The sequence below is a fragment of the Paenibacillus sp. TY11 genome (genome assembly GCF_059772165.1).
The window spans coordinates 166,429-187,136 of sequence record NZ_JCBAIQ010000009.1 but is presented as its reverse complement, the minus strand read 5'-3'; the positions used below and the strand labels follow the sequence as shown (position 1 = coordinate 187,136).

Sequence of the window (20,708 nt, the reverse complement as noted above, 5' to 3'; positions counted from 1 at the left end):
CTCCTGCTTAAAAAAATATTATTGTGAAACGATTCACTTCATAGAATTCTATTCAATTGTATCGCTTCCTGAACGGTTCGACAATTTAAAAAAGACCCACAGCAGCCTCTATAAACCGGGGCTTGCTGTGGGCCTTCATTGCTATTCTAAAAAAAGCCTTCCATTCCCTACTCGCTGTTAACGGATCGTGATCGTATGCACAGTCTTACCGCTTGCGCCGTCATTATCCGTCACCGTTAGCTCTACGGTATACGTTCCGGCTGTGGTGAATTTATGCTTCACCTTGGAACCGATCGCTGTATCGCCATCGCCAAAATTCCAGCTGTAACTGACAATTTCACCATCTACATCACGTGAAGCTTTGGCGTTAAATTGTACATTTTTGTTCTTCTTGGCTGATTCGTTAGCCTGAATAATGGCTACTGGCTTTTCATTCGATGTAGGTGGATTCGGATCAGGGTCCTGTCCTCCACCATTGGTAACATACAATCTTCCCGGCGCCTCCGTCTCCACTTCATTTCCCGCTGCATCCCTTACCCGGATCACGATGACTCCGCCTTCCAGGTTCAAAGAAGATGAAGTGAAATAAGTACCTTCATAGTGGCCTGACGAAGTTTCGTTTAACGGAATTTCGTTGCTGGCCAAGGTGGACAAGTTGAAGGGCAGCTCCACATGGAAGGCCGCCTCCAAGCCGGATGCACTGTCAAAGGATACTCGTACCGGCTGTCCTGGAGTGATGCGCACATCCTCAGCAGGGCTAATATTTTCGAGCTTAGGCAGAGCTGTATCGACATACACCGAGCGGGTAACGGTCGTTTCGTTTTCGGCAAGATCCTTGGCCGTCACCGTAATTTGATTTTCACCTTCGTTGATAAGTAACCGCTTGTTAAAGCTGCCGTCACTTCCAAATTCGGCTGGCTCGCCGTTAATCGTCAATTCGGTGAGGAACTCGTCATACACCGTACCGACTACACTTACGACACCTGCATTCGTACGGGCTCCTTCATCTGGCGAAGTCAGGATCAGGCCCGGTTTAGTCTGGTCGAGCGTCACGACCACCGGCTCGGAACGATCCGTTAATTTGCCGTATACCGCTGCTTGAACACTTAGCGGATTAGCACCTGGCTGAAGATCGACCGACAGACTGAACTGACGATCCTTCACCTTGGTTGTGCCAGCCAGTTCCTTGCCGTTAAAGAGCTGAATATCGGCTCCTTCTGCTGGGGAAGTGCCTGTTATGGTAATCGACTCTTCCTGCGTATAGGTTGCCTTCGTAGGTGTTGTAATTGTTGGAGCATTCACCGGATATCTGACGATAGCCCGGATCATGTAATTGCCTTCGTCTTCAGGTGATTGGCTCCATGTGCCGCTCACACCCTGCCAGCTGCGAAGTGCATTCGGTCCACTCTCATCTGTAGCAAGACCCGGCGACTGTGTGCCTACAGCAGACTGCGTATAAACGATGTAAAAGTCACCTTGAACCGTCACCGGCTCTGGCAGCTGTACTGTCGTCCATTGTGTCTCATCCCGTACGGCAGTACCATCGAATGGACCAGCCAATAGACGTCCAGGTGCGCCCGCCGCACCGGAGGCATCATAGACAGAGTATTGGAATGCCGTTCCTCCCGGAGTCGGGAAGGCTGAGTTCCAGAACAAAAGTGATGCACCTGTCACTTGAGCCACTTCCGACTCAGGTGTCATTCTGACTGCCCAAGAGTTGCCCGCCGCGTTAAAGGCTCTGGCATTTTCTCCTGTACCGTCATCATAGGCGATGCCTCCCTGGAAGCCGATGAAAGGTTTCAACGTGACATTCGCTTCCACACTGCCGTTTGGAGGGGCAGTAACGGATACGCTATCGCTATAATAATTCTCGGCCGCAATGGACAATGTGTATGTTCCTTCCAGCACGTCCAGCGTAAATTCTCCAGCCTCATTCGTCTCTACCGGAGCAATACGTGCATCCTCCAGTACCAATACTTTCGCTTTTTGGATCGGTTCACCGGATTGCTTGTCGGTAATGACCCCGTGAATCGTACCATGAGGTACGGCCTGGAGACTAAAGTTCGCTCTAATTACCTTGTTATTCTCAATAGTAACTGCTTTCGTTTGAGGCACGTAACCATAGGCTTCAGCCTTCAACGTATAGTCACCCGCTACATGAGTGAAGCTGTATTTGCCCGTGGTCGGATCGGTTTTCACCGAACGGCCGGTTTCCAGTACCGTAACCGTAGCGCTGGCTGGAAGACTGTCGAGACCGACACGTCCACTATCCACCGTTGTTTCTGCTGGCTTCACTTTCTCCTGGAATTCACTCTTTTCAGTGCTTGTAATTTTGTACAGTGGGAATTGTTCTTCCGCTTTTTCCAACTTGATATTCGACTCAGGTACGAGATCCTTGGTCACTGTCGAAGCTGGAATGCCCAGCACACGGAAATCGTCAATGTACCAGCCGTTTTTGTTCACACTGTTATCCGATTTCAAGCGGAAGCGAATTTGGATCTCATTGCCGGTGTAGCTATCCAGATTGTAATAAACCGGTGCCCACTTTTTACCACTCGTGTTGTGAGAGAATTTACCCAGCTCTGTCCACGTGTCGCCATTGTTTTTGGACACTTCCACATAACCGTAGTCATAGCCTGCCTCAATTTCAAACCAGTGGTTGAAGGTCAGTGTTGCGTTGCGCACACCATTCAAATTAATTTTTGGAGAAACCAGCGAAAAGTCAGCTCCGTTCTCATAGTTGCTATCAAGATCGGTTGCCCACACATTCGGTTTGGACACTGCGCTCTCGGGTCCTACTTCCTTAGGAATGCCGCGTTCCCATTCATCCTTGGTACCGGAATGAGTCCAGCCATTATCCGAGCTGCCGTCAAAATGATCACTATACAGCGTATCGGGCACGTCTACTCTCAGAGAAGCCTCGTTCGACTTGATTCCTTCGTTACCGCTATAATCCTCGGCCGCCACTGCATAATGATAGGTCGCACCGCCGACGGTGATCGTATCTGTGAATGTCAGTCCCGAGGTTGTACCGATGGAAGTATAATTTTTGCCTGATTGGGTAGAACGATACACCTTATACTGCTTCACATCTTCATCGGATGAAGCATTCCAGGCCAGTGCAACGTTGCCCACAGTATCCGCTTCAGCAGTCAAGTTGCTCGGTGCAGCAGGTGCAGCGGTGTCTGGTTCCTGAATCGACAGATCGTCGATATACCAGCCATCTTTCACAATCGTATTGTCACTAGTAAAGTTGAACAGGAGGTATACCTTTTGACCCGCGAATGCTCGCAAATCAAGATATTGTGTTTTCCAGCCGCTGCTGGTGCCGGTAAACGATAATACCTGCTCAAACGCATTCTGATTGTTTGTGGTCGCTACGTACACTTTGCCGAAATCAGAATTGTTTTCAAGATCGTACCAATGCTTGAAGCTGACCAGTGCTCCTTTTGAGCTCTCGGTCAGATCAATCGGAGGGGCCATAAAATAACTGTTGGAGTTGGCCTGATATTGGCCTTCGAGATTGGTCGCGATGACCTTTGTACCCGAATGTGCGCTTTTAGGGCCGCTTGTCGGGGTTCCCCATTTCCAGACACTGCCCTGTCCACCGATATTGATACCGGCAATGTCTTTTTCAAAATCCTGTGTGTAGCCTGGTTTAACGCCTTTAGAGACATTAACCTTGTATACTTCAGTTTCAAATCCGTTATTACCGTAATCATTTACACGAATATAGTATTCCAGACCAGCGCTGTCCACCAAAAAAGTCGGGATGGACGCTTGATATGTACCGTCTTTGCTGTCGCCAGAGGTCCGTTCCAACGGAATATATACATAGTTTGACGTACCCGCTGTTTTGGCAAATGCCTCAACGGCTGTCACGCCGACATCATCCGTTACATGAGCAGTCAGAGGTATATCAATACCCTCGAATGCCGCAGCAGGCGGTGTATGCTCGAGAACAGGTGCTTCCAGATCGTCGCCACCCGTTACGACTTTACCGGATACGGAGCCCAGACCCTGCATGACCGATCCGACTGCATCCAGCGCATTAATGACACCATGTCCGTATCCATTGTTTGGCGAAGTAGGATATGTGCTGTCCGTGCGCGGTGTAGCAGTGTTCATCAAAATTTCCTCAAGCTGATCTACGGTAAGAGAATGATTCGCTTGTAACAACAGAGCTGCAAGTGCCGCAACATGAGGTCCCGCCATGGAAGTACCGTTATATCCGCCTTTATAGGCGCCACCAGCCACAGATGACCGGATATTCACACCCGGCGCGGAAACTTCAGGCTTTACCTCACCATATGGTGATGGTCCTAACAATGAGAAGCTTGCCAGTTTATCATTGCTATCAGTAGCTCCAGTGGCAAAGGATTCCGGATAGTTCGCCGGATTGGCTACCGATGCAGGTCCGCCCGGATTGGAAAGTGAGGTATTACCTGCGGAGAATTCGGGGAAGATTTGAGCATCCCGCCATGCCTGAACCACAGGCCGGAACCATTCATCAAGACCCGGTCCGCCTCCCCACGAGTTGTTCACTACGTCTGGAGCAAGCTCGGGATGAAGATTACCTTGGGCATCTTTTGGCGCAAGCAGCCATTGACCGCCATCCAGTATAATCGCATCCGTCGTTTCCGGATTAAAAATCCGAACCGCAATCCACTTCGCACCAGGTGCAACGCCAATTCGGTTCGTTCCGTTTTCTTCGGAGCCGACCATCGTGCCCATCGTATGTGTACCATGGGAATCGTCTTCCTGATCGACCGGAAGCGTCGCATGACTATGCGGATCGTACCAGCTCAGCTCGGGATTCACGACATTGCCTGCCGCGTCCAGACCCCGCCATTTGCGATGGAGAGCCGGATGTGTATAATCTACACCTGTATCGAGATTAGCAACCACGATTCCGGTTCCGTCGATTCCTTTTTCCCACACTTGTGGTGCGTTAATATGGGATATGTTCCATTCCACCGTAGACGGGTCTACAGCGTTCTTACCTGCATTGCCAGGCTTAGCCGATGTTTTGCCATCGTCCTTCTCCAGCTCTACAGCTTTCTCTGCCGTTTCAGACTTCGCCGTTTCTGTTGTCGCTTTTTCAGCCGTTTTGGCGTCTGCTCCCTCTGCTTGCTTGTCAACCGTCACCTTTTGCAGATAACGTGTTTCATTCGGCAAAACTTTGTCGACCTCAGGCAGCTGCGAAATATGATCCAGCACCTCCTTGGTGCTTGTTACAGCCAATGCATTGACAATAAAGTAGCTTTTATATTCCTTCACTCCGCCGCTCTCTGATTGTTTATCCAAATAATTTTCAAGCCCATATTGGGTTCTTGAAGCCGTTTCGCGCAGAGAGCTAATCACATGGCTGCGCGCAGCCATTTTGGCAGCGGAGGGCGTTATTTTCTCAAGTAAGGCCTTCTGGAGAGCATTTTTGGAAACCTTGTTGGTGTCTACCTGTTCTTTTAATTTGACCAGATAGGTAACATAGTTGTTCTCCTCAAACTGTTTGGTCAGTTTCGGGGATACCTTCGCGGTCGTGACCTTGTGCGAGGCTGATTTCAGCTCCAGCTTGGAGCCATCCGGTGTGTTATTCGCCAAAGCGGGTTGAACAAAAGAAAAGGCCATAAGCAAAGAGAGTCCGATAGATAGTGGTTTCTTGAATCGTTTAGGTTTAATCAATTACTTCTCCACTCCTTTTACTAGGTTTAATGTTTCTGGAATAACCTGTACAGAGTAAGACCTCATGCCTTGCACATCAAACACACGGGTTGCGCAACACGATGTGGTTGGCGACCACCTCCTTCATAGATTATAGAGGCACAAAAATATTTGGTTGTTCATAGGTGGCTGTACTTCATAGGTGAGTTTACGATCCCAATAGAAAAGCGATGAAATTCTGTAGATACCAAGGAGAAAAAGCAGGAGCACTTCGAAGAAAATACATGTTATATCATTACAGTTTATATTAAAAATTGATATATAATCATATATTATGGATAGTATAAAGTTACCAAAACAGATATACAAGTCATTTTTTTGCATTTTTCTTGAAATTTTATGACTTTTATATTCTTTTATGTACGAAAACCCCTTATTAGCGGCTACGTAAATAGTGCATCACACGGTTAGCAGGTGTATGCAATCTCTGTACGAGCCGCTCAAAGGGATTTTCGGGGTCTTTTTTAATCCTGTCTGATCATTCTAGTTCAGGATTATGCAAAATTCGATTTCAGTCGCTCCGAAGTGCAATATATAGACGAACTAAACCATTTCGATCTATATCTTGTTCATTGGAAATCGCTTATGGGATTTTTGCAAAATCCTCAGTTAAGTACTGAATTCACCGCAGCAAGCGCGTCGATCAGACCGTATCCGTAACCATTGTTCGGTGAAGTCCGATACTGGCTGTCTGTCAGCGGCGTCGCTGTTTTTGAAATAACATCCTCCAGTTGATCCACTGTCAAGGATGGTTTGGCCTGAAGCAGCAATGCCGCTAATCCGGCAGTATGCGGGCCTGCCATGGAGGTACCGTTCCATCCACCCTCATACACTCCGCCAGGTACAGAAGAACGGATGTTTACACCAGGAGCCGAAATTTCAGGCTTCACTTCGCCATAAGGAGAAGGACCGCGCAGCGAGAAGCTGGCCAGCTTGTTGTTAACGTCGGTGGCTCCTGTGGCATAGGCTTCCGGCAGATTTGCCGGATTGGCTACAGACCCAGGTCCACCCGGATTTGACAGTGTTGTGTTGCCTGCGGAGAACTCAGGGAAAATCTGAGCCGCTCTCCACGCCTTGGTGACTGGACGATACCATTCATCCAGGCCAGGTCCGCCGCCCCAAGAGTTATTCACCACATCCGGCGCAAGCTCAGGGTGCTTTTTACCGTTTTTATCTACAGGAGCAAGAATCCACTGTCCACCGTCCAGTAAGATGGAGTCGGTGGTATCTGGATTGAATACTCGAACCGCAATCCATTTGGCGCCAGGAGCAACACCGATTTCATTCGTACCGTTGCTGTCCGAGCCAACGCTCGTACCCATCGTATGTGTACCATGTCCATTTGAATCAGTTGGCAGCGATGCTCCATCAACCGCATCATACCAGCTCAGCTCTGGATTCACGACTTGACCGGAAGCGTTCAAACCGCGCCATTTTCTTTTCAGTGCCGGGTGAGTATATTCGACGCCTGTATCCAGATTGGCGACGACAATGCCTTTGCCGTCAATGCCTTTGGCCCAAACCTGTGGTGCTTTGATTTTAGAAATATTCCACTCGACACGGCTTGGCGTTACAGCATCCTTATAAACGGATTCTTCCACCGATTTTTGTGCATTTTCTTCCGTTACAGCTGTGTCTACAGCGGCTTGATCTGCAACCGCTTGGTCAGCTGTCGATTCCTCAACTACTGGCTGAGCATCCTTATCTATTTCTACCTTTTGCAGTTCTCGCTTTTCATCCGGTAAAATTTTGTCGATCTCAGGAAGTGTGGCGAGATTATCCATTACCTCTTTGGTACTGGTTACCGCAAATGCGTTCACGATGAAGTAGCTCTTGTACTTTTTGACGTTTCCGTTATTGACTTCCTTCTTTAAGTATTCTTCCACGGATTGTTGAGTTTTTTCTGCTGTATCCATGAGGGAGTTCACCACTGTTGTACGTACAGAAAGCTTAGCGGCAGCAGGGGAAATCTGCTCTGCAGAAGCCTTTTGGAAAGCATGCTTGGCAACCGATTCCGTGTCCACTTGATCTTTTAATTTAACCAGATAGGTGACGTACTCGCTGGTACTAAATTGCTGGTTCAGCTTGGCTGAAACCTTGGCGGAAATGGTCGATGCTCCTGCTGAGGAGGTTGTGCTGGAATCTCCATACGCTGGAGAAATCAGAGAAAAAGCAAGAAGAGCGGTAAAACTGACCGACAGCGTCTTTTTGATATTTTTCGATTTAATCAATACTTTCCATCTCCCTTTACTTGGTTTTTAATTCTCAAGGACAACCTTCCGACAGCTGTGACAAAAGCTCACAAAATAGCCTCTGGTACTCACCTCCTTTAAAAAATATAGATTCTGGGGTGAAATCCATAGGTCATCATTCTGAGGTGAACAACCCTTGGTGCAGACCACAAGGAGACGACAATCAGGTATGAACAGGTGGACAAGTCTTGAAAAAAGTAAGTGAAAAAAATGAAGAAAAAGGTAGGAAAGAAACTAGAAGTAATCGAGGAGGTTAATATGCATGTATTAAATACAATTTAAAACAAAAGAATGAAACATATGGTATCTTTTGAATCTAGTATAGTGTCATAAAATCAGATATTCAAGCATTTTTTTGAATTTTATTCCTTTTTTTCTTTAAGCAGAGAAAAATCTCTTCCATTTTCGAAGCAAAATGCGAGTCTTCATTGTGCACTTTGTTTCAGAAAATAGAAGAGATTTTTCGGCATTCAGCTACAAATTTAGAAGAATGCTATCTGCCACTATTTACAGGTATGGGAACCGAAACGGCTCCATCCGGAAAGGAAGATTTGGATTGCAGCGATCTGCGACACAGACTCGTACATTCCCGAAAAGCCATTTGCCTGCATCCACAGCATTGATCCTGATTCACCAGTGCAAGGGCTGCCGTAAGGGCCTCTCCCGTATGTTCGAAAAAATGCTTTTGTCCGATCATGTCGTAGCATCCGGTTTTCTGTAGTAACGCCAGCGGTTGAGACTGGAGTCCGGAAACAAGCACCGTCCCACCAGACTTCCGGTATCTCTGAATTAATGCGGTAAAGTTAGCCTCTCCCGTCATATCCATAAAAGGGACCTTTCCCATACGCAACAACAAAATCCCTTGTAGGTGGTCAGTCTGCCCCCCCACACCTGAGTTTTCCAATACCGAAGCTGCACCGAAAAACAGGGGACCTTCCACATTGTAAATAGCCACCTGCGGGCAATCATGCTGCTCTGTGACCATATGTGCGCCTACTTTTTCATGTTTTACAGAAGGATCAGGAAGTACCTTATCTACTGAAAGTGTATTGCTCATACGTTTGACAAACAGTACAATCGCCAGAATTAGACCCACCTCCACAGCCGTTGTCAGCGTCGTAAAAACCGTCAGCAAAAAGGTGACGACCAGCACAATAGAATCCGCTGTCCGCGTTTTGAGAATGTGCGCAAAATGCTTGCGCTCACTCATATTCCAGGCTACTACCATCAACACCGGAGCCATACTGGCCAACGGAATATTAGATGCATAAGGTGCAAAAAGCACCAGAATGAGGAGCACAACGAACCCATGCACGATGCCTGACATAGGAGAAACAGCCCCGTTGCGGATATTAGTGGCTGTGCGGGCAATTGCACCTGTTGCAGGAATGCCGCCGAACAGTGGTGTCAGCAAATTAGCAATCCCTTGTCCAACCAGTTCACGATTGCTGTTATGCCGGGCTCCCGTCATCCCGTCAGCTACCACCGCTGAAAGCAGAGATTCAATAGCTCCCAGCATCGCAATAACAAGTGCTGGCGGCAAGAGCTTCACGATCAAATCCCACGTCATCGCAGGAATATGAAGCTCGGGCAAAGATGCCGGAATCGCGCCATAAGCAGTTCCAATCGTAGCCACCTGCCCTGGAAAAAGCAAGGCTGCCACCAGCGTTGACAAGAGTAGGCCGACCAGTGAGCCGGGTATCTTGGGCCATTTTTTAGGCACCAAAATAAGCGCGGCAAGACAGATACAAGCCGTCAGGATACTATACACATTCAGTGAAGGAAGTCGATGGATGAGCTCTGCCATGGAAGGCAGAAAAGTTTCATGCCGCTCTACCCCGCGCAAGCCGAGAAAGTTAGCAATCTGACCACTGAAGATCGTCACGGCAATCCCGGCCGTAAAGCCAATCGTTACTGGCTTGGGAATAAACTTGATCAGTGCCCCCAGCCTTAGCACACCCATTAAAATGAGCATAATGCCCGCCATAAAACCGGCTATAAGTAAATTTTCATAACCGTATTGCATGACAATAGCCAGCAAAATCGGAATAAACGCACCTGTAGGCCCTCCGATCTGGAATTTGGACCCTCCCAGCAACGAAACCAAAATTCCCGCTACAATGGTTGTGTACAGCCCATATTCCGGCTTTACTCCTGATGCAATGGCAAACGCCATACCGAGCGGAATCGCCACAATCGCTACAATACTTCCGGAAATCAGATCCTTTCGCAAAGCCCCTGCGTTATAGCCTTCGAACCTTCCTGTCCACTTCATTCCTATAACCCTTCTTTTCTGTAGTAGCATTACTTCTCGTTACGTATACCTTCTAGCAACGAGATCGCTTCGACCAAATGATTGTCAAAAATTCGCCGCGCCACCGCAAGCAGCTCCGTCAAAAGCGGATCACGTAATGAGTACACGACCGTTGTACCTTCCTTGAAGCTGTTCACCAAATTTTTGGCCCGTAAAACGGCCAATTGCTGCGATACGGCAGAACCTTCGGAGCCGAGCGCAGTCTGCAGCTCGTTCACATTCCGTGCCCCTTCACTCAGCACCTCCAAAATACGGATGCGCAGAGGGTGAGCCAATGCTTTGAAAAAGTCGGCCTTAAACTTCTGGAGATCTCCTTCCATGCTTGCTCCGTCCCCCTCACAGAATTGTCCTATAAACGATCAACAATATCTGAATATTTGAATATTTAGTACAATAACAGCTTTGGTTCAATTGAACTATGATGTTACTCACACTCCACCATGAGTAAAGTCACATTTTTCCACTCTTCTGCCTTTCAGGGTTGACAGCTTCCACAGGTTTCCATTAACATAGCAGTTAACTTTAAGAAAAGGGGGCCGACAGACATGACTGAGCTTTACATGATAACGACAGACAGTCAGCATGATACAACCACATATTTGAATTTTCGTCTCATCGGCCCCGTTCGGGCGACATGATGGGTGATATCACGCTGTCTTACGGCGTGATTAGCCAGGCTTTTTTATTTTTTATGCTATTGGAAGAACAGGTTATTTTACGTATTTATGATGTACTGAATCATAAAATGTAATGACACTTTCGGTGCAGGAAGCCGTAGACGACAAGTCTGCGGTTTTTTTTGTTTTTTCAAATCATTTTATGCAAGTATTTATGAATTTACATGAAGAAGGGAACTACCCAATTATATGAATATACAGCATACAACCGACTCGTCCTTTCATGAAGGACCCTACAGCCATCTGATGAAGCTTCCGGCAGGTGATCTGACCGTATATGCTTCTCAGCAACTTTTCTCCTCGCTGGATTACAAAGTGTTCGAGATGGCTAATAACAATTTACAAATTCCAGGTATCCGCTATATGGGATACACACCAGATGTACATGTAGGCGTCGGAACCTGCATCGGTACGACTGCTGTATGGGGAATGGAGGACGGCTATGTATCTCCCTCCATCGTCGGTAGTGATATCGGCTGCGGCATGCGCGTACACCTGACCAATCTGCACAAGGATGCTTTGAAGGAAACCAAGCTGCGCCGTAAGTTGGTTAAGACTATCGACAAATACTTGCCTATGGAAGCCCACCAACGCGGGCATTATTCGGATATTCGACTGGAGCATATTGTACGCAAGGGTCTGCATGGCTTACCCAATAAATATATTCCGGATAGCTACACTCCTAAGAAGTCCACCTCACTCACCCATGTAGAGCACAGTAAGTTCTCATTTGACGAGGAGGTGCTGAATCTCGTAGAAGACCGTATATGGCATCGGGCTCACCGGCAGCTCGGCACGCTGGGTGGAGGCAATCATTTCGTCGAAATTCAGGCGATTGAAATCGCGGAAGAAAACCGCGAAACAGCTGAAGCTTGGGGTATGTTCGACGGTCAGGTGGCTGTGATGATTCATTCCGGATCACGGGCTTGGGGTGGAGCCGTCAGCCAGACCAGTTCATCTGCCATTGCCAAGGCGATGAGCCGTCTCGGACTCGGTACCTCCGACCCGAGACTGGTATTCGCACCGCTGGATCATCCCGAGGCTGCACATTATGTCGATATGATGTATTCGGCGCTGAATTATGCCGTGGTGAACCGACATCTAATCGCATATTCCGTGCGTGAAGCCTTCCGCGATGTCTTTGGTACAAAATGCGAGTTGCGTACTTTGTACGATCTGATGCACAATTATGCTTGGAAGGAATCCCATCCGGATCACGGCAGCGTGTTTGTGCATCGTAAAGGTGCTACGCGCGCTCTCCCAGCAGGGCACCCCGACAATCCGCGGCCTTATCAGGCGACAGGGCATCCGGCCCTGATCCCCGGCTCTATGGGGACAGCCTCTTATATTATGGTAGGTTTACCGGGCGGTCAGGATAACTTCCACTCCATTTGCCATGGAGCGGGCCGCATTCGTTCGCGTTCTGCGACCAAACGGCTCGTCAGTGTGGACGATTTTGCAGGGGCACTGGGTGTAGGGACAGACGACGAAATTGTGGTCAATCAGGCATCGCTGGAAAGCATTATCGACGAATCTCCGCAAGCCTACAAAAATGTAGATGATATTATCGAAAGTGTTACCGGGGCAGGACTCGCAGCAGTTGTAGCTAAATGCAAGCCGCTGGCCGCCCTGAAAGGAGCCAAATAATTTGAGTATAGACATCCCGGCTATTTACGAATTTGATGAACGTACAGATGGGCGCATTACCGGTTATGCCGCTTATGCCCGTCTGATCGACGGTATCAGTGAAGCACTCTATAACCGCTATGGCGTAAAATACGAGCTGTATGCCAGCGATGATCCCAATATTGAGTATTGGGATTTGCTGGAGGAGGATATTCGTTCAGCCAGCCCTGATCTGGAGCATGTGGCGCGGGTCTTCGATCGTTTGGAGGAACGCACCATCCAGTATGATGATGACGGGCCGACCCCAGAATACGGCGTGCATCTGTCGATGCGTAATAATGTATTCGCCTATCCCAAGTGGGGCATCGCGCTGGCGCGAGTTCCCTTTTTCCGTGATAATGGCGTATATAATGAAGATTACGTATTTGCGATAGGCGACCAGGAGCTGCAAGGCTTCCTCGCGGGAGTACGCGGTCGTGAACGCAAGCAAAATATGAAGCGTGTCACCGTCTTTACCGACACAAGCCGTGGACTTTCACGGCAGGCGGAGCCGATAACCCGCGCAATTACGCGGGATGACGTGATTTTGAAAGCGGAAATCAAGCGGGATATTTTCCGATCACTCGATCAGTTTTTTGAAGCAGATCGTTCTTTCTATCAGACTTATAACATTCCTTACAAGCGTGGTATTCTGCTATACGGCCATCCGGGCAACGGTAAAACAACACTTGTAAAATCAATTGCCAACAGTGTACCGGGTCCGGCCGCCTACTGGCAAATTACGGAGTATACAACCAGTGAATCGGTCAAAGAGGTGTTCGAGGCGGCTACTCGCCTGGCTCCGATGGTGCTGGTCATTGAGGACATTGATTCTATGCCTCAGGAGGTTCGTTCCTTTTTCCTGAATACCCTCGACGGTGCTACATCCAAGGAGGGCATCTTCCTGATCGGAACGACCAATTATCCCGAAAAAATTGACCCGGGTCTAATGAACCGGGCGGGTCGATTCGATCGGGCCTATGAAATCAGTTTACCTGACGAAGCGCTGCGACTTGCGTATCTCAAGCTGCGTAACTTCCTTGTTTTTGCAGGGGAGACAGGTACACAGAAGGCGGCAGCGATGACTGACGGCTTTTCCCTCGCTCAGCTCGGAGAACTGTATGTCAGCACTGCTTTGGAATGGCATGAGCAGGGAAAAGCCGATATTGAGCTGATTATTAAAGGTATGCGAGGCGAGCTCGATAAGAGCCGCAAGCAGGACTGGTTAAAAAATGTGGCCGAAGGACGAGTTGGGTTCTTCTGATTTTTTCTTTTTCGGACGTGTATCATCATATGCAAAGAACCTCTGATGCCCATATTGGCGCACTCAGAGGTTCTTTTCTCTTCTTTAGGGTTATATAAGCTGAACGCGACAAATTTACATGGAAAACGGAGTAAGCGGAGTGGTGCTGTACAAGCGGCAGCGTTCGCCTTTGCCCCCGGATTCTACCATTGAGTATTCAACCAGGAAATCTGGGGGCAACAGCGATGGGAAGCACCATCCGCCTGCGCAGTGGCGCACCATGGAATTTTCCAGCTCAACTTCTATGACCTCCCTTTATTCCGCTTCCCCGCTCAGACGATTCAAAAACTGAATAGCCCGTGGACTGGTGGGCTGCTCCAGAACCTCATGCGGCGTACCCTGCTCAACGATTACACCCTGATCCATCAAAATCACATGGTCCGCGACCTCGGCCGCAAATTTCATTTCATGGGTGACAATGACCATGGTCATCCCTTCGGCAGCCAGCTGCTTCATGACCTTGAGCACCTCACCTACCAACTCGGGATCAAGAGCGGAGGTCGGCTCGTCGAACAACAGTACCTCAGGTTCGACCGCCATTGCCCGGGCAATACCGACCCGTTGCTGCTGTCCTCCCGACAACTGATGCGGATAGGATTCCGCTTTATCAGCCAGTCCCACTTTTTTAAGCAACTCCAATGCACGTTTACGCGCCTCGTCCTTGCTCTTTTTCTGAACCGTGACTTGTCCCTCCATCACATTTTGTACTGCTGTCATATGCGGAAAGAGGTTGTAGGATTGAAATACCATCCCTGTCCGCTTACGCAGCGCCAAAATGTTTTCTTGCCGGAGCTTCGTTCCTTTCGCAAAATTCAGTGCAATATCTCCCACCTGAATCTCTCCCTGATCGGGAACCTCCAGCAAATTCAAGCAGCGTAAAAGCGTTGTTTTACCAGAACCGGAAGGACCGATAATAACAAGCACTTTCCCTTTACCCAACGTCACGTCAACACCCTTAAGTACTTCCAGCGAGCCGAACGATTTGTGTATATTCCGAATTTGGATCACCGGTACAATCTCCTTTATCTGACGGAAAAACGGCTCAGTCGCTTTTCCAGGTAATTTTGTAGCACAGTCAAAATGGTGCTAAACAGCAGGTAAATAACTCCCGCCTCGGTATACACCAATAACGGTTCGTATGTGGTAGCTACAATCTGGTTAGCTGTTCTGAACATTTCCACATAAGTGATGGTCGCAGCTAGTGAGGTATCCTTCACCAAGCTGATGAATGAATTAGCCAACGGAGGTACGGATACACGGGATGCTTGCGGAAGCACGATACGCCGCAACACTTGCCAGCGCGTCATCCCCAGGGAGTATCCCGCCTCCCATTGGCCTTCCTGAATGGAAATAATAGCCGCACGCATAATTTCAGAGCTATAGGCCCCCACGCTGAGTGTAAAGCCGATCACTGAAGCAATAAACGGGTCTAATGTAATACCAACGGAAGGTAAACCGTAGAAAATAATATACAATTGCACCAGCAAAGGAGTTCCCCGAATTACCCATACATAGAAGCCGAAAATCAGCTTGAGTATTCTCCATTTGGACAGCCGGGCCAACGCTGTAATCAACGCCAGCACGAGTCCAAGTGCAAAGGAGATAAGCGTGAGCGGAATCGTAAAAGAAACCCCTGCTTTTAGCAGAGGCAATAATGAATCCATAATGATTTGTATTTGGCGATCATCCATTGTACAGACATCCTTTGAAAAGATAGGTTTGAGAAGATTCGGTTCGACTTGGCGAACTTTTGGTCTTCATTTATTATTTGGATACGTCGGCTCCAAAATATTTCTCAGAAATTTTCAGGTACGTACCGTCAGCCTTCATATCAGCCAGCGCTTTGTTTACTTCCTTGATCAAATCTTCGCTTCCTTTATTAAATACAGCTGCGCTGTGTGAAGCATCTGAAGATTCGTCCACCTTTTTGATTGGAGCGTCAGGCTTTTGCTTTTTCAGATCAAGATAGGATAATCCGTCATTAACGGTCGCATCCACCCGTTTGGATGTGAGGAGGTCAATGGCTTGGTTGAATCCCTCTGTTGCCACAATTTCCGCACCGTTGCTTTTCGCGATTTGAGTCAGGTTACTAGTCAGGGATTGCCCAGCCTTTTTCCCTTTCAGATCAGCAAATTTCTGGATGTCCGTATTATCTTCGCTCACGATCAGAACCGCCTTGGAGACAATGTACGGATCGGAAAAATCATATTTTTGCTTGCGCTCATCTGTAATGGATACTTCATTGAACACCGTGTCAAACCGCTTGGAGTTCAATCCTGCGAATATGCCGTCCCATTGCGTCTCGATAAACTCCGGTTGTACACCCATGCGTTTACTCACTTCGGTCGCAATATCGACGTCGAAGCCTGTCAGTTTACCAGCAGCATCATGGTAGGTAAACGGAGCATAGGTGCCTTCCGTGCCAATTCTCAGCTTGCCGCTCGCTTTTACAGATTCAAGAGTAGCTGTAGCAGTTGTATCTGCTTTACCATTATTAGATCCGTTATCTCCGGTAGCTGCATTATTCGTATTGGCGCCTTTATCGTTGTTACCGCAGGCCGAAACCAGCAATGCTATCACGATGAGTATAATCGGCAAAAAACTAAATTTTTTCATGTTATCCACACTCTTTCCCTTTTTCTTGATAACCTAGCACGTGGCTGACTCATTGAATAGTACATCATTCATTTTCACGCGTCAATGCTTTTATCCAATAATCCCTATGCAAAAGGTAAGTTATATCTCATTTGCAGCCTAAAGTTATTCTAGGTTGACTCATTCATAGGCAGGCTATTCATCTTAACTTCCCTCACAGCAACTTTTTCTGTACAATATTACGTTACAGATTTAGTATAATAGGTTTCAATATGAAGTTTAGTAATATTTACCTCAACTCTGATTGAAAGGAATACATACTGTATTTTACAAATTGCTAATGGAGTGTGATCATGGATACCCAAAACTCAACCTTATCCTCTACTTCACCTGAAAGAAGTCCCTCGGCCTGGGCTACTTTCACTTCACCTTTAAAGCAATCCAAAGCGTTCACCCTGCTGTGGCTTGGACATTGGATCGCTATGCTAGGAAGTTCAGTCACCACAGTCATTTTGCCACTGGTTATCTATTCTCTGACAGGCTCGACTACCATCATGGGACTGGCGATGACTGTTTATATGCTGCCTAACGTACTTATTCTGCCTTTCGCAGGAATGATCGTGGACAGAATTGACCGAATCCGTCTCCTTCTGTTTACGAATATCGCCCGGTTTGGACTGATGTTCGTTGCGGCGGTACTGATGTTTACTGGCGGGATGAAATTGCCGTTTCTGTTCGTTGGCCTTGCGTTGTACGGATTGATGGACGGTATCTTTAATCCGGCTTATTCTGCCTTACGTGCACAGGTATTCACACCGGACATTCGCAATGCAGCCAACGCGCTTAGTCAGATCAGTATACAAGCCGTCCGTCTTCTCGGTCCTCCGTTAGGAGGCTTCATTGTATCCTTTTCCTCACCGGGTGTCGGCTTTGGACTGGATTCTATCACTTATCTCCTATCTTTTGCCTGCTTTTGGATGCTGAGCACTCATTTGGCCTCAATGTTCGGCAAGCGTCAGGCAGAGCCAGAACAGCAAGATCAGGGTGGACAGCATTTTCTCAAGGATTTTATAGCAGGCTTTACCATTCTCAAAAGCCACCCTTGGCTATGGATTACGATTCTTGCCTTTTCCTTCATTAATATTTGTTATTCAGGCATTATCGCTGTACTCATTCCGTGGCTGTTCAAGGTTCATCATATCTAAATTCCAGTCGTGTACGGCATCGCGATGGCAAGTAGCGGCATTGGCGCCATGCTGGGGGCGTTTGTGTATGGGTCACGCAAGCATTGGAAGCATCGCGGCCTACTCGCTTACTTAGGAGCTTTTGTCAGCGGTCTTGCTTTACTACTGTTATCTATAGTCACCTGGATGCCAGGATTGATTATGAGCATGATGCTTGAAGGATTTGGCATTATGATATTTGCGATTATCTGGGAGACAAGCCTTCAGGAATTAGTTCCCGCCGAGTCCTTTGGGCGTGTAGCTAGTCTGGATCTGATGTTTTCCTTTGCCCTGCTCCCTGTCGGCTATCTAGCAGTAGGTGCTATGGCGGACAAACTTGGTGGTATCTTCACAATTGGCATGTTTGCAACCATCGGCATGTGTATCGTACTGGGCGTTCTAAGTGTTCCTCATATCAGGCGGTTTCAATAGGAAAAACCCGTCATTTTTTCTCAAAAAAAGCTGCTCCCACAGGTTCATTTTGAACCTTACGGAAGCAGCTTTTTTCCATTTTAGCCTTGTGCCCCATGGGGGCTAGTCTATTCAATGATTCGTAAAGTTAGCCTCTGCTCCGTCCAACGGAACGGAAGATCAAGCTTACAATCACGACCAGCACAATCGCACCAATTAATGCAGGAACGATGTAGAACGATCCGATTTCAGGACCCCAGTCTCCCAGAATCAAGCTACCCAACCATGCACCGATAAAACCAGCGATGATGTTACCTATCACGCCACCCGGAACATCACGACCTGCGATAATTCCTGCCAACCAACCAATAATACCGCCAACAATCAATGCCCATAACCAACTCATTTTGCGTCACCTCGTTTAAGTTTTTATCGTTGTGTTCTATTATTAACCACTCGAACTCCTTTTGAACACACAGGGCACAATTGGTTAATATTACCATTAACGAAACACTGATTTAGGGGCTTGATACCATCCTACGTGCCTCCCCGACTATTTATACCCCGTGCATGAAAAGTGTGCCTAATATGCGTTTATCCTTGTATTCCTGCTTTTTTTGTGCCATCCTCACATTATGGCTTCATTGAAGTCACTTCATGCATAAGTTACAAAAATAACAGATTATAAGGAGTGACCCCAACTGGAGTGTCGAGTAGGATGCGCGGCGTGCTGTATTGCCATTACGATTTCTTCCCCTATTCCCGGCATGCCAGATGGAAAACCAGCTGGTGTGCCTTGCCCTCAGCTTACTCCGGATTACCGTTGCCGATTGTTTGGCAAACCTGAGCGCCCAGCCGTATGCAGTGGATTTCATGCTGATGAGGATACGTGCGGAAGCACTAATGAAAGAGCATTTGAGCTGCTGAGAGATCTCGAGGAGTCTACTTTACCGGGTAAAGCTTAAGGAGAAACTCATTCTATATGAAGGAGAATTTTTATTATGAATGTCATTGAAAAAAGAATTGACGAATTGAAGCAATATCGCCCCGATCTTACCGCCCCGAAGGATATAGATTTATTCTGGGACAAAACACTGGAAGAAGTCTACGCCAAACCTGTACGTGCGTTCAAAACTCCCATAGAAACTCCGTATCCTCATATTCTTGCCTACCGGGTTACTTTTGAGGGTGTCGATGATACGCCGCTGTATGCCTGGTATGTACGCCCTCGATTTGCCGGAGATCAAAAGCTGCCGTGTATCGTTCTATTTCATGGCTATACAGGCGGAAAAGGTTATCCTGAAGATTATTCCTCCTGGCTAATGCTTGGCTTCGCTGTATTGGCGGTAGATGTACGTGGTCAGGGGGGAGAAACGGGAGACCGTATGGATGATCCTCACGGTACGGTTAAAGGCTGGGTAACGAAAGGAATATTGGACAAGGATACCTGCTACTACAAAACCATTACGACCGATGCCCTTAGAGCCGTAGATTGGGTGGCAGAGCAGTCGGATGTCGATTCGGCTAAAATTGCAATCAGTGGCGCCAGCCAGGGCGGCGGAATTGCATTAATCGTGGCTGCGCTCAGCGATAAAGCTGCCATTACGGTAGCTGATATTCCCAATATGTGTCATATGGATTTTGGTATGATGAATTCTACCAGTTCACTGACGGAAGCTGCCGAATTTGCAAACCGATTCCCGGAGCATTTGGAGCAGGTACTACATACATTAAGTTATTTTGACGTGATGAATCTTGCTCATCGCATTCGTATCCCAGTCATGGTATCGGTAGGATTCAAGGATACTGTGTGTATGCCAGAAACGATTTTCGCTGCTTATAACCGCATTGAATCGCCGAAAACGATCGGAATTTATCCATTTACCGGACATTGGGTTGAAGGCTTCCAAAGACGCAAGGCAGCTGAATTTTTAGTTCAGCATTTTTCATAATTCCTCCGGTGCACAAAAAAAGAACACCACGCATCAAACTGCGTAATGTTCTTTTCTACTGCATCGGGGCCAGTCCCGCTTACGCCCGACAAACTCCTCGACAACTCACACGAAACAAATCTTCTAAGATTACGATGCAGCTCGCTGTTCTGCTGCCGAATCCCCAGTCCATTTTCGCACCCAAACAAAATCCATAATCATCAGACCAAACGGAATAAAAGATGCAAACATAATAAATAGAGGCCGCCGGATAGGCCAATGCAGCGCTGTTTTGCCATAGATCAAGGCAACGAGGAGCAACAGAAAGCTCACCCTGTATATGTTACCAATCGCCATAACCGCCTGGGTCAAGCCCGCAGCTTGCAGCGGCTGGTGGGTGAATAGTATCGCCAAATACGCTATAGCTTGAATCCAGAGCATGAGTCGGACACGCCCCAAAGGTGTTCTTAACACAAATTCATTCCCCTCTCCATAAGCAAGGATGTTCTCTCATCCTTTACACATCCTTTATTATAACGAAAAGGTCCCTAAACTCCAACCTATCCATTTTTGAGTTTTGACCTAATGAGTTGTGTCTGATACAGTTGTGTAAGAG

13 protein-coding genes and 1 pseudogene are annotated in these 20,708 nt (G+C 47.6%); 5 read left to right on the top strand and 9 right to left on the bottom strand.

Features of this window, described 5'->3' with window-relative positions:
- Positions 1–177 precede the first annotated feature (177 nt).
- The 4 genes from AC6EJC_RS12505 to AC6EJC_RS12490 form a co-directional block, all read right to left on the bottom strand.
- Entirely contained in the window at positions 178–5,682 is a 5,505-nt protein-coding gene (locus tag AC6EJC_RS12505; RefSeq protein WP_444954225.1) for a S8 family serine peptidase, read from the bottom strand.
- A gap of 644 nt (positions 5,683–6,326) precedes the next feature.
- Positions 6,327–7,952, bottom strand: a complete 1,626-nt coding sequence (locus AC6EJC_RS12500) for a S8 family serine peptidase (protein WP_444954224.1) — start codon at positions 7,950–7,952, stop codon at positions 6,327–6,329.
- A gap of 514 nt (positions 7,953–8,466) precedes the next feature.
- A complete protein-coding gene (locus AC6EJC_RS12495) occupies positions 8,467–10,248 on the bottom strand; it encodes a SulP family inorganic anion transporter (protein WP_444954223.1) in 1,782 nt (593 codons plus the stop codon).
- A gap of 29 nt (positions 10,249–10,277) precedes the next feature.
- Positions 10,278–10,607, bottom strand: a complete 330-nt coding sequence (locus tag AC6EJC_RS12490) for an ArsR/SmtB family transcription factor (RefSeq protein ID WP_444954222.1) — start codon at positions 10,605–10,607, stop codon at positions 10,278–10,280.
- Positions 10,608–11,153: 546 nt separating this feature from the next.
- Here AC6EJC_RS12490 and AC6EJC_RS12485 point away from each other — a divergent pair.
- Together AC6EJC_RS12485 and AC6EJC_RS12480 are read left to right on the top strand one after the other, a co-directional pair.
- The gene (locus AC6EJC_RS12485; protein WP_444954221.1) at positions 11,154–12,611 is read left to right on the top strand and encodes an RtcB family protein; all 1,458 of its coding nucleotides are present in this window, start codon (positions 11,154–11,156) and stop codon (positions 12,609–12,611) included.
- Between the two features lies 1 nt (position 12,612).
- Positions 12,613–13,893, top strand: coding sequence for an AAA family ATPase (locus AC6EJC_RS12480; RefSeq protein ID WP_444954220.1), 1,281 nt, complete (start codon positions 12,613–12,615; stop codon positions 13,891–13,893).
- A 294-nt stretch (positions 13,894–14,187) separates the two neighbouring features.
- Here the strand turns inward: AC6EJC_RS12480 and AC6EJC_RS12475 are convergent, their stop codons facing one another.
- The 3 genes from AC6EJC_RS12475 to AC6EJC_RS12465 form a co-directional block, all read right to left on the bottom strand.
- On the bottom strand, positions 14,188–14,940 hold the full coding sequence (locus AC6EJC_RS12475; protein WP_103049382.1) for an amino acid ABC transporter ATP-binding protein: 753 nt from the start codon (positions 14,938–14,940) through the stop codon (positions 14,188–14,190).
- 14 nt (positions 14,941–14,954) lie between these two features.
- Positions 14,955–15,623, bottom strand: coding sequence for an amino acid ABC transporter permease (locus tag AC6EJC_RS12470; RefSeq protein WP_025676010.1), 669 nt, complete (start codon positions 15,621–15,623; stop codon positions 14,955–14,957).
- Positions 15,624–15,696: 73 nt separating this feature from the next.
- Complete coding sequence (locus tag AC6EJC_RS12465; protein ID WP_444954219.1) at positions 15,697–16,548, bottom strand: amino acid ABC transporter substrate-binding protein; 852 nt, start codon at positions 16,546–16,548, stop codon at positions 15,697–15,699.
- Positions 16,549–16,880: 332 nt separating this feature from the next.
- On the opposite strand from AC6EJC_RS12465, the pseudogene AC6EJC_RS12460 reads away from it, so the two are divergent.
- Positions 16,881–18,182 (top strand): annotated as a pseudogene (locus AC6EJC_RS12460) (MFS transporter).
- Positions 18,183–18,309: 127 nt separating this feature from the next.
- Here the strand turns inward: AC6EJC_RS12460 and AC6EJC_RS12455 are convergent.
- Positions 18,310–18,567, bottom strand: coding sequence for a GlsB/YeaQ/YmgE family stress response membrane protein (locus AC6EJC_RS12455; RefSeq protein WP_025686368.1), 258 nt, complete (start codon positions 18,565–18,567; stop codon positions 18,310–18,312).
- 295 nt (positions 18,568–18,862) lie between these two features.
- On the opposite strand from AC6EJC_RS12455, the gene AC6EJC_RS12450 reads away from it, so the two are divergent.
- Both AC6EJC_RS12450 and AC6EJC_RS12445 read left to right on the top strand, forming a co-directional pair.
- Complete coding sequence (locus tag AC6EJC_RS12450; RefSeq protein ID WP_444954279.1) at positions 18,863–19,126, top strand: YkgJ family cysteine cluster protein; 264 nt, start codon at positions 18,863–18,865, stop codon at positions 19,124–19,126.
- A gap of 36 nt (positions 19,127–19,162) precedes the next feature.
- On the top strand, positions 19,163–20,113 hold the full coding sequence (locus tag AC6EJC_RS12445; RefSeq protein ID WP_444954218.1) for an acetylxylan esterase: 951 nt from the start codon (positions 19,163–19,165) through the stop codon (positions 20,111–20,113).
- A 129-nt stretch (positions 20,114–20,242) separates the two neighbouring features.
- Here AC6EJC_RS12445 and AC6EJC_RS12440 read toward each other — a convergent pair whose 3' ends face one another.
- On the bottom strand, positions 20,243–20,566 hold the full coding sequence (locus AC6EJC_RS12440) for a DUF3817 domain-containing protein (protein WP_444954217.1): 324 nt from the start codon (positions 20,564–20,566) through the stop codon (positions 20,243–20,245).
- Between the last annotated feature and the right edge of the window lie 142 nt (positions 20,567–20,708).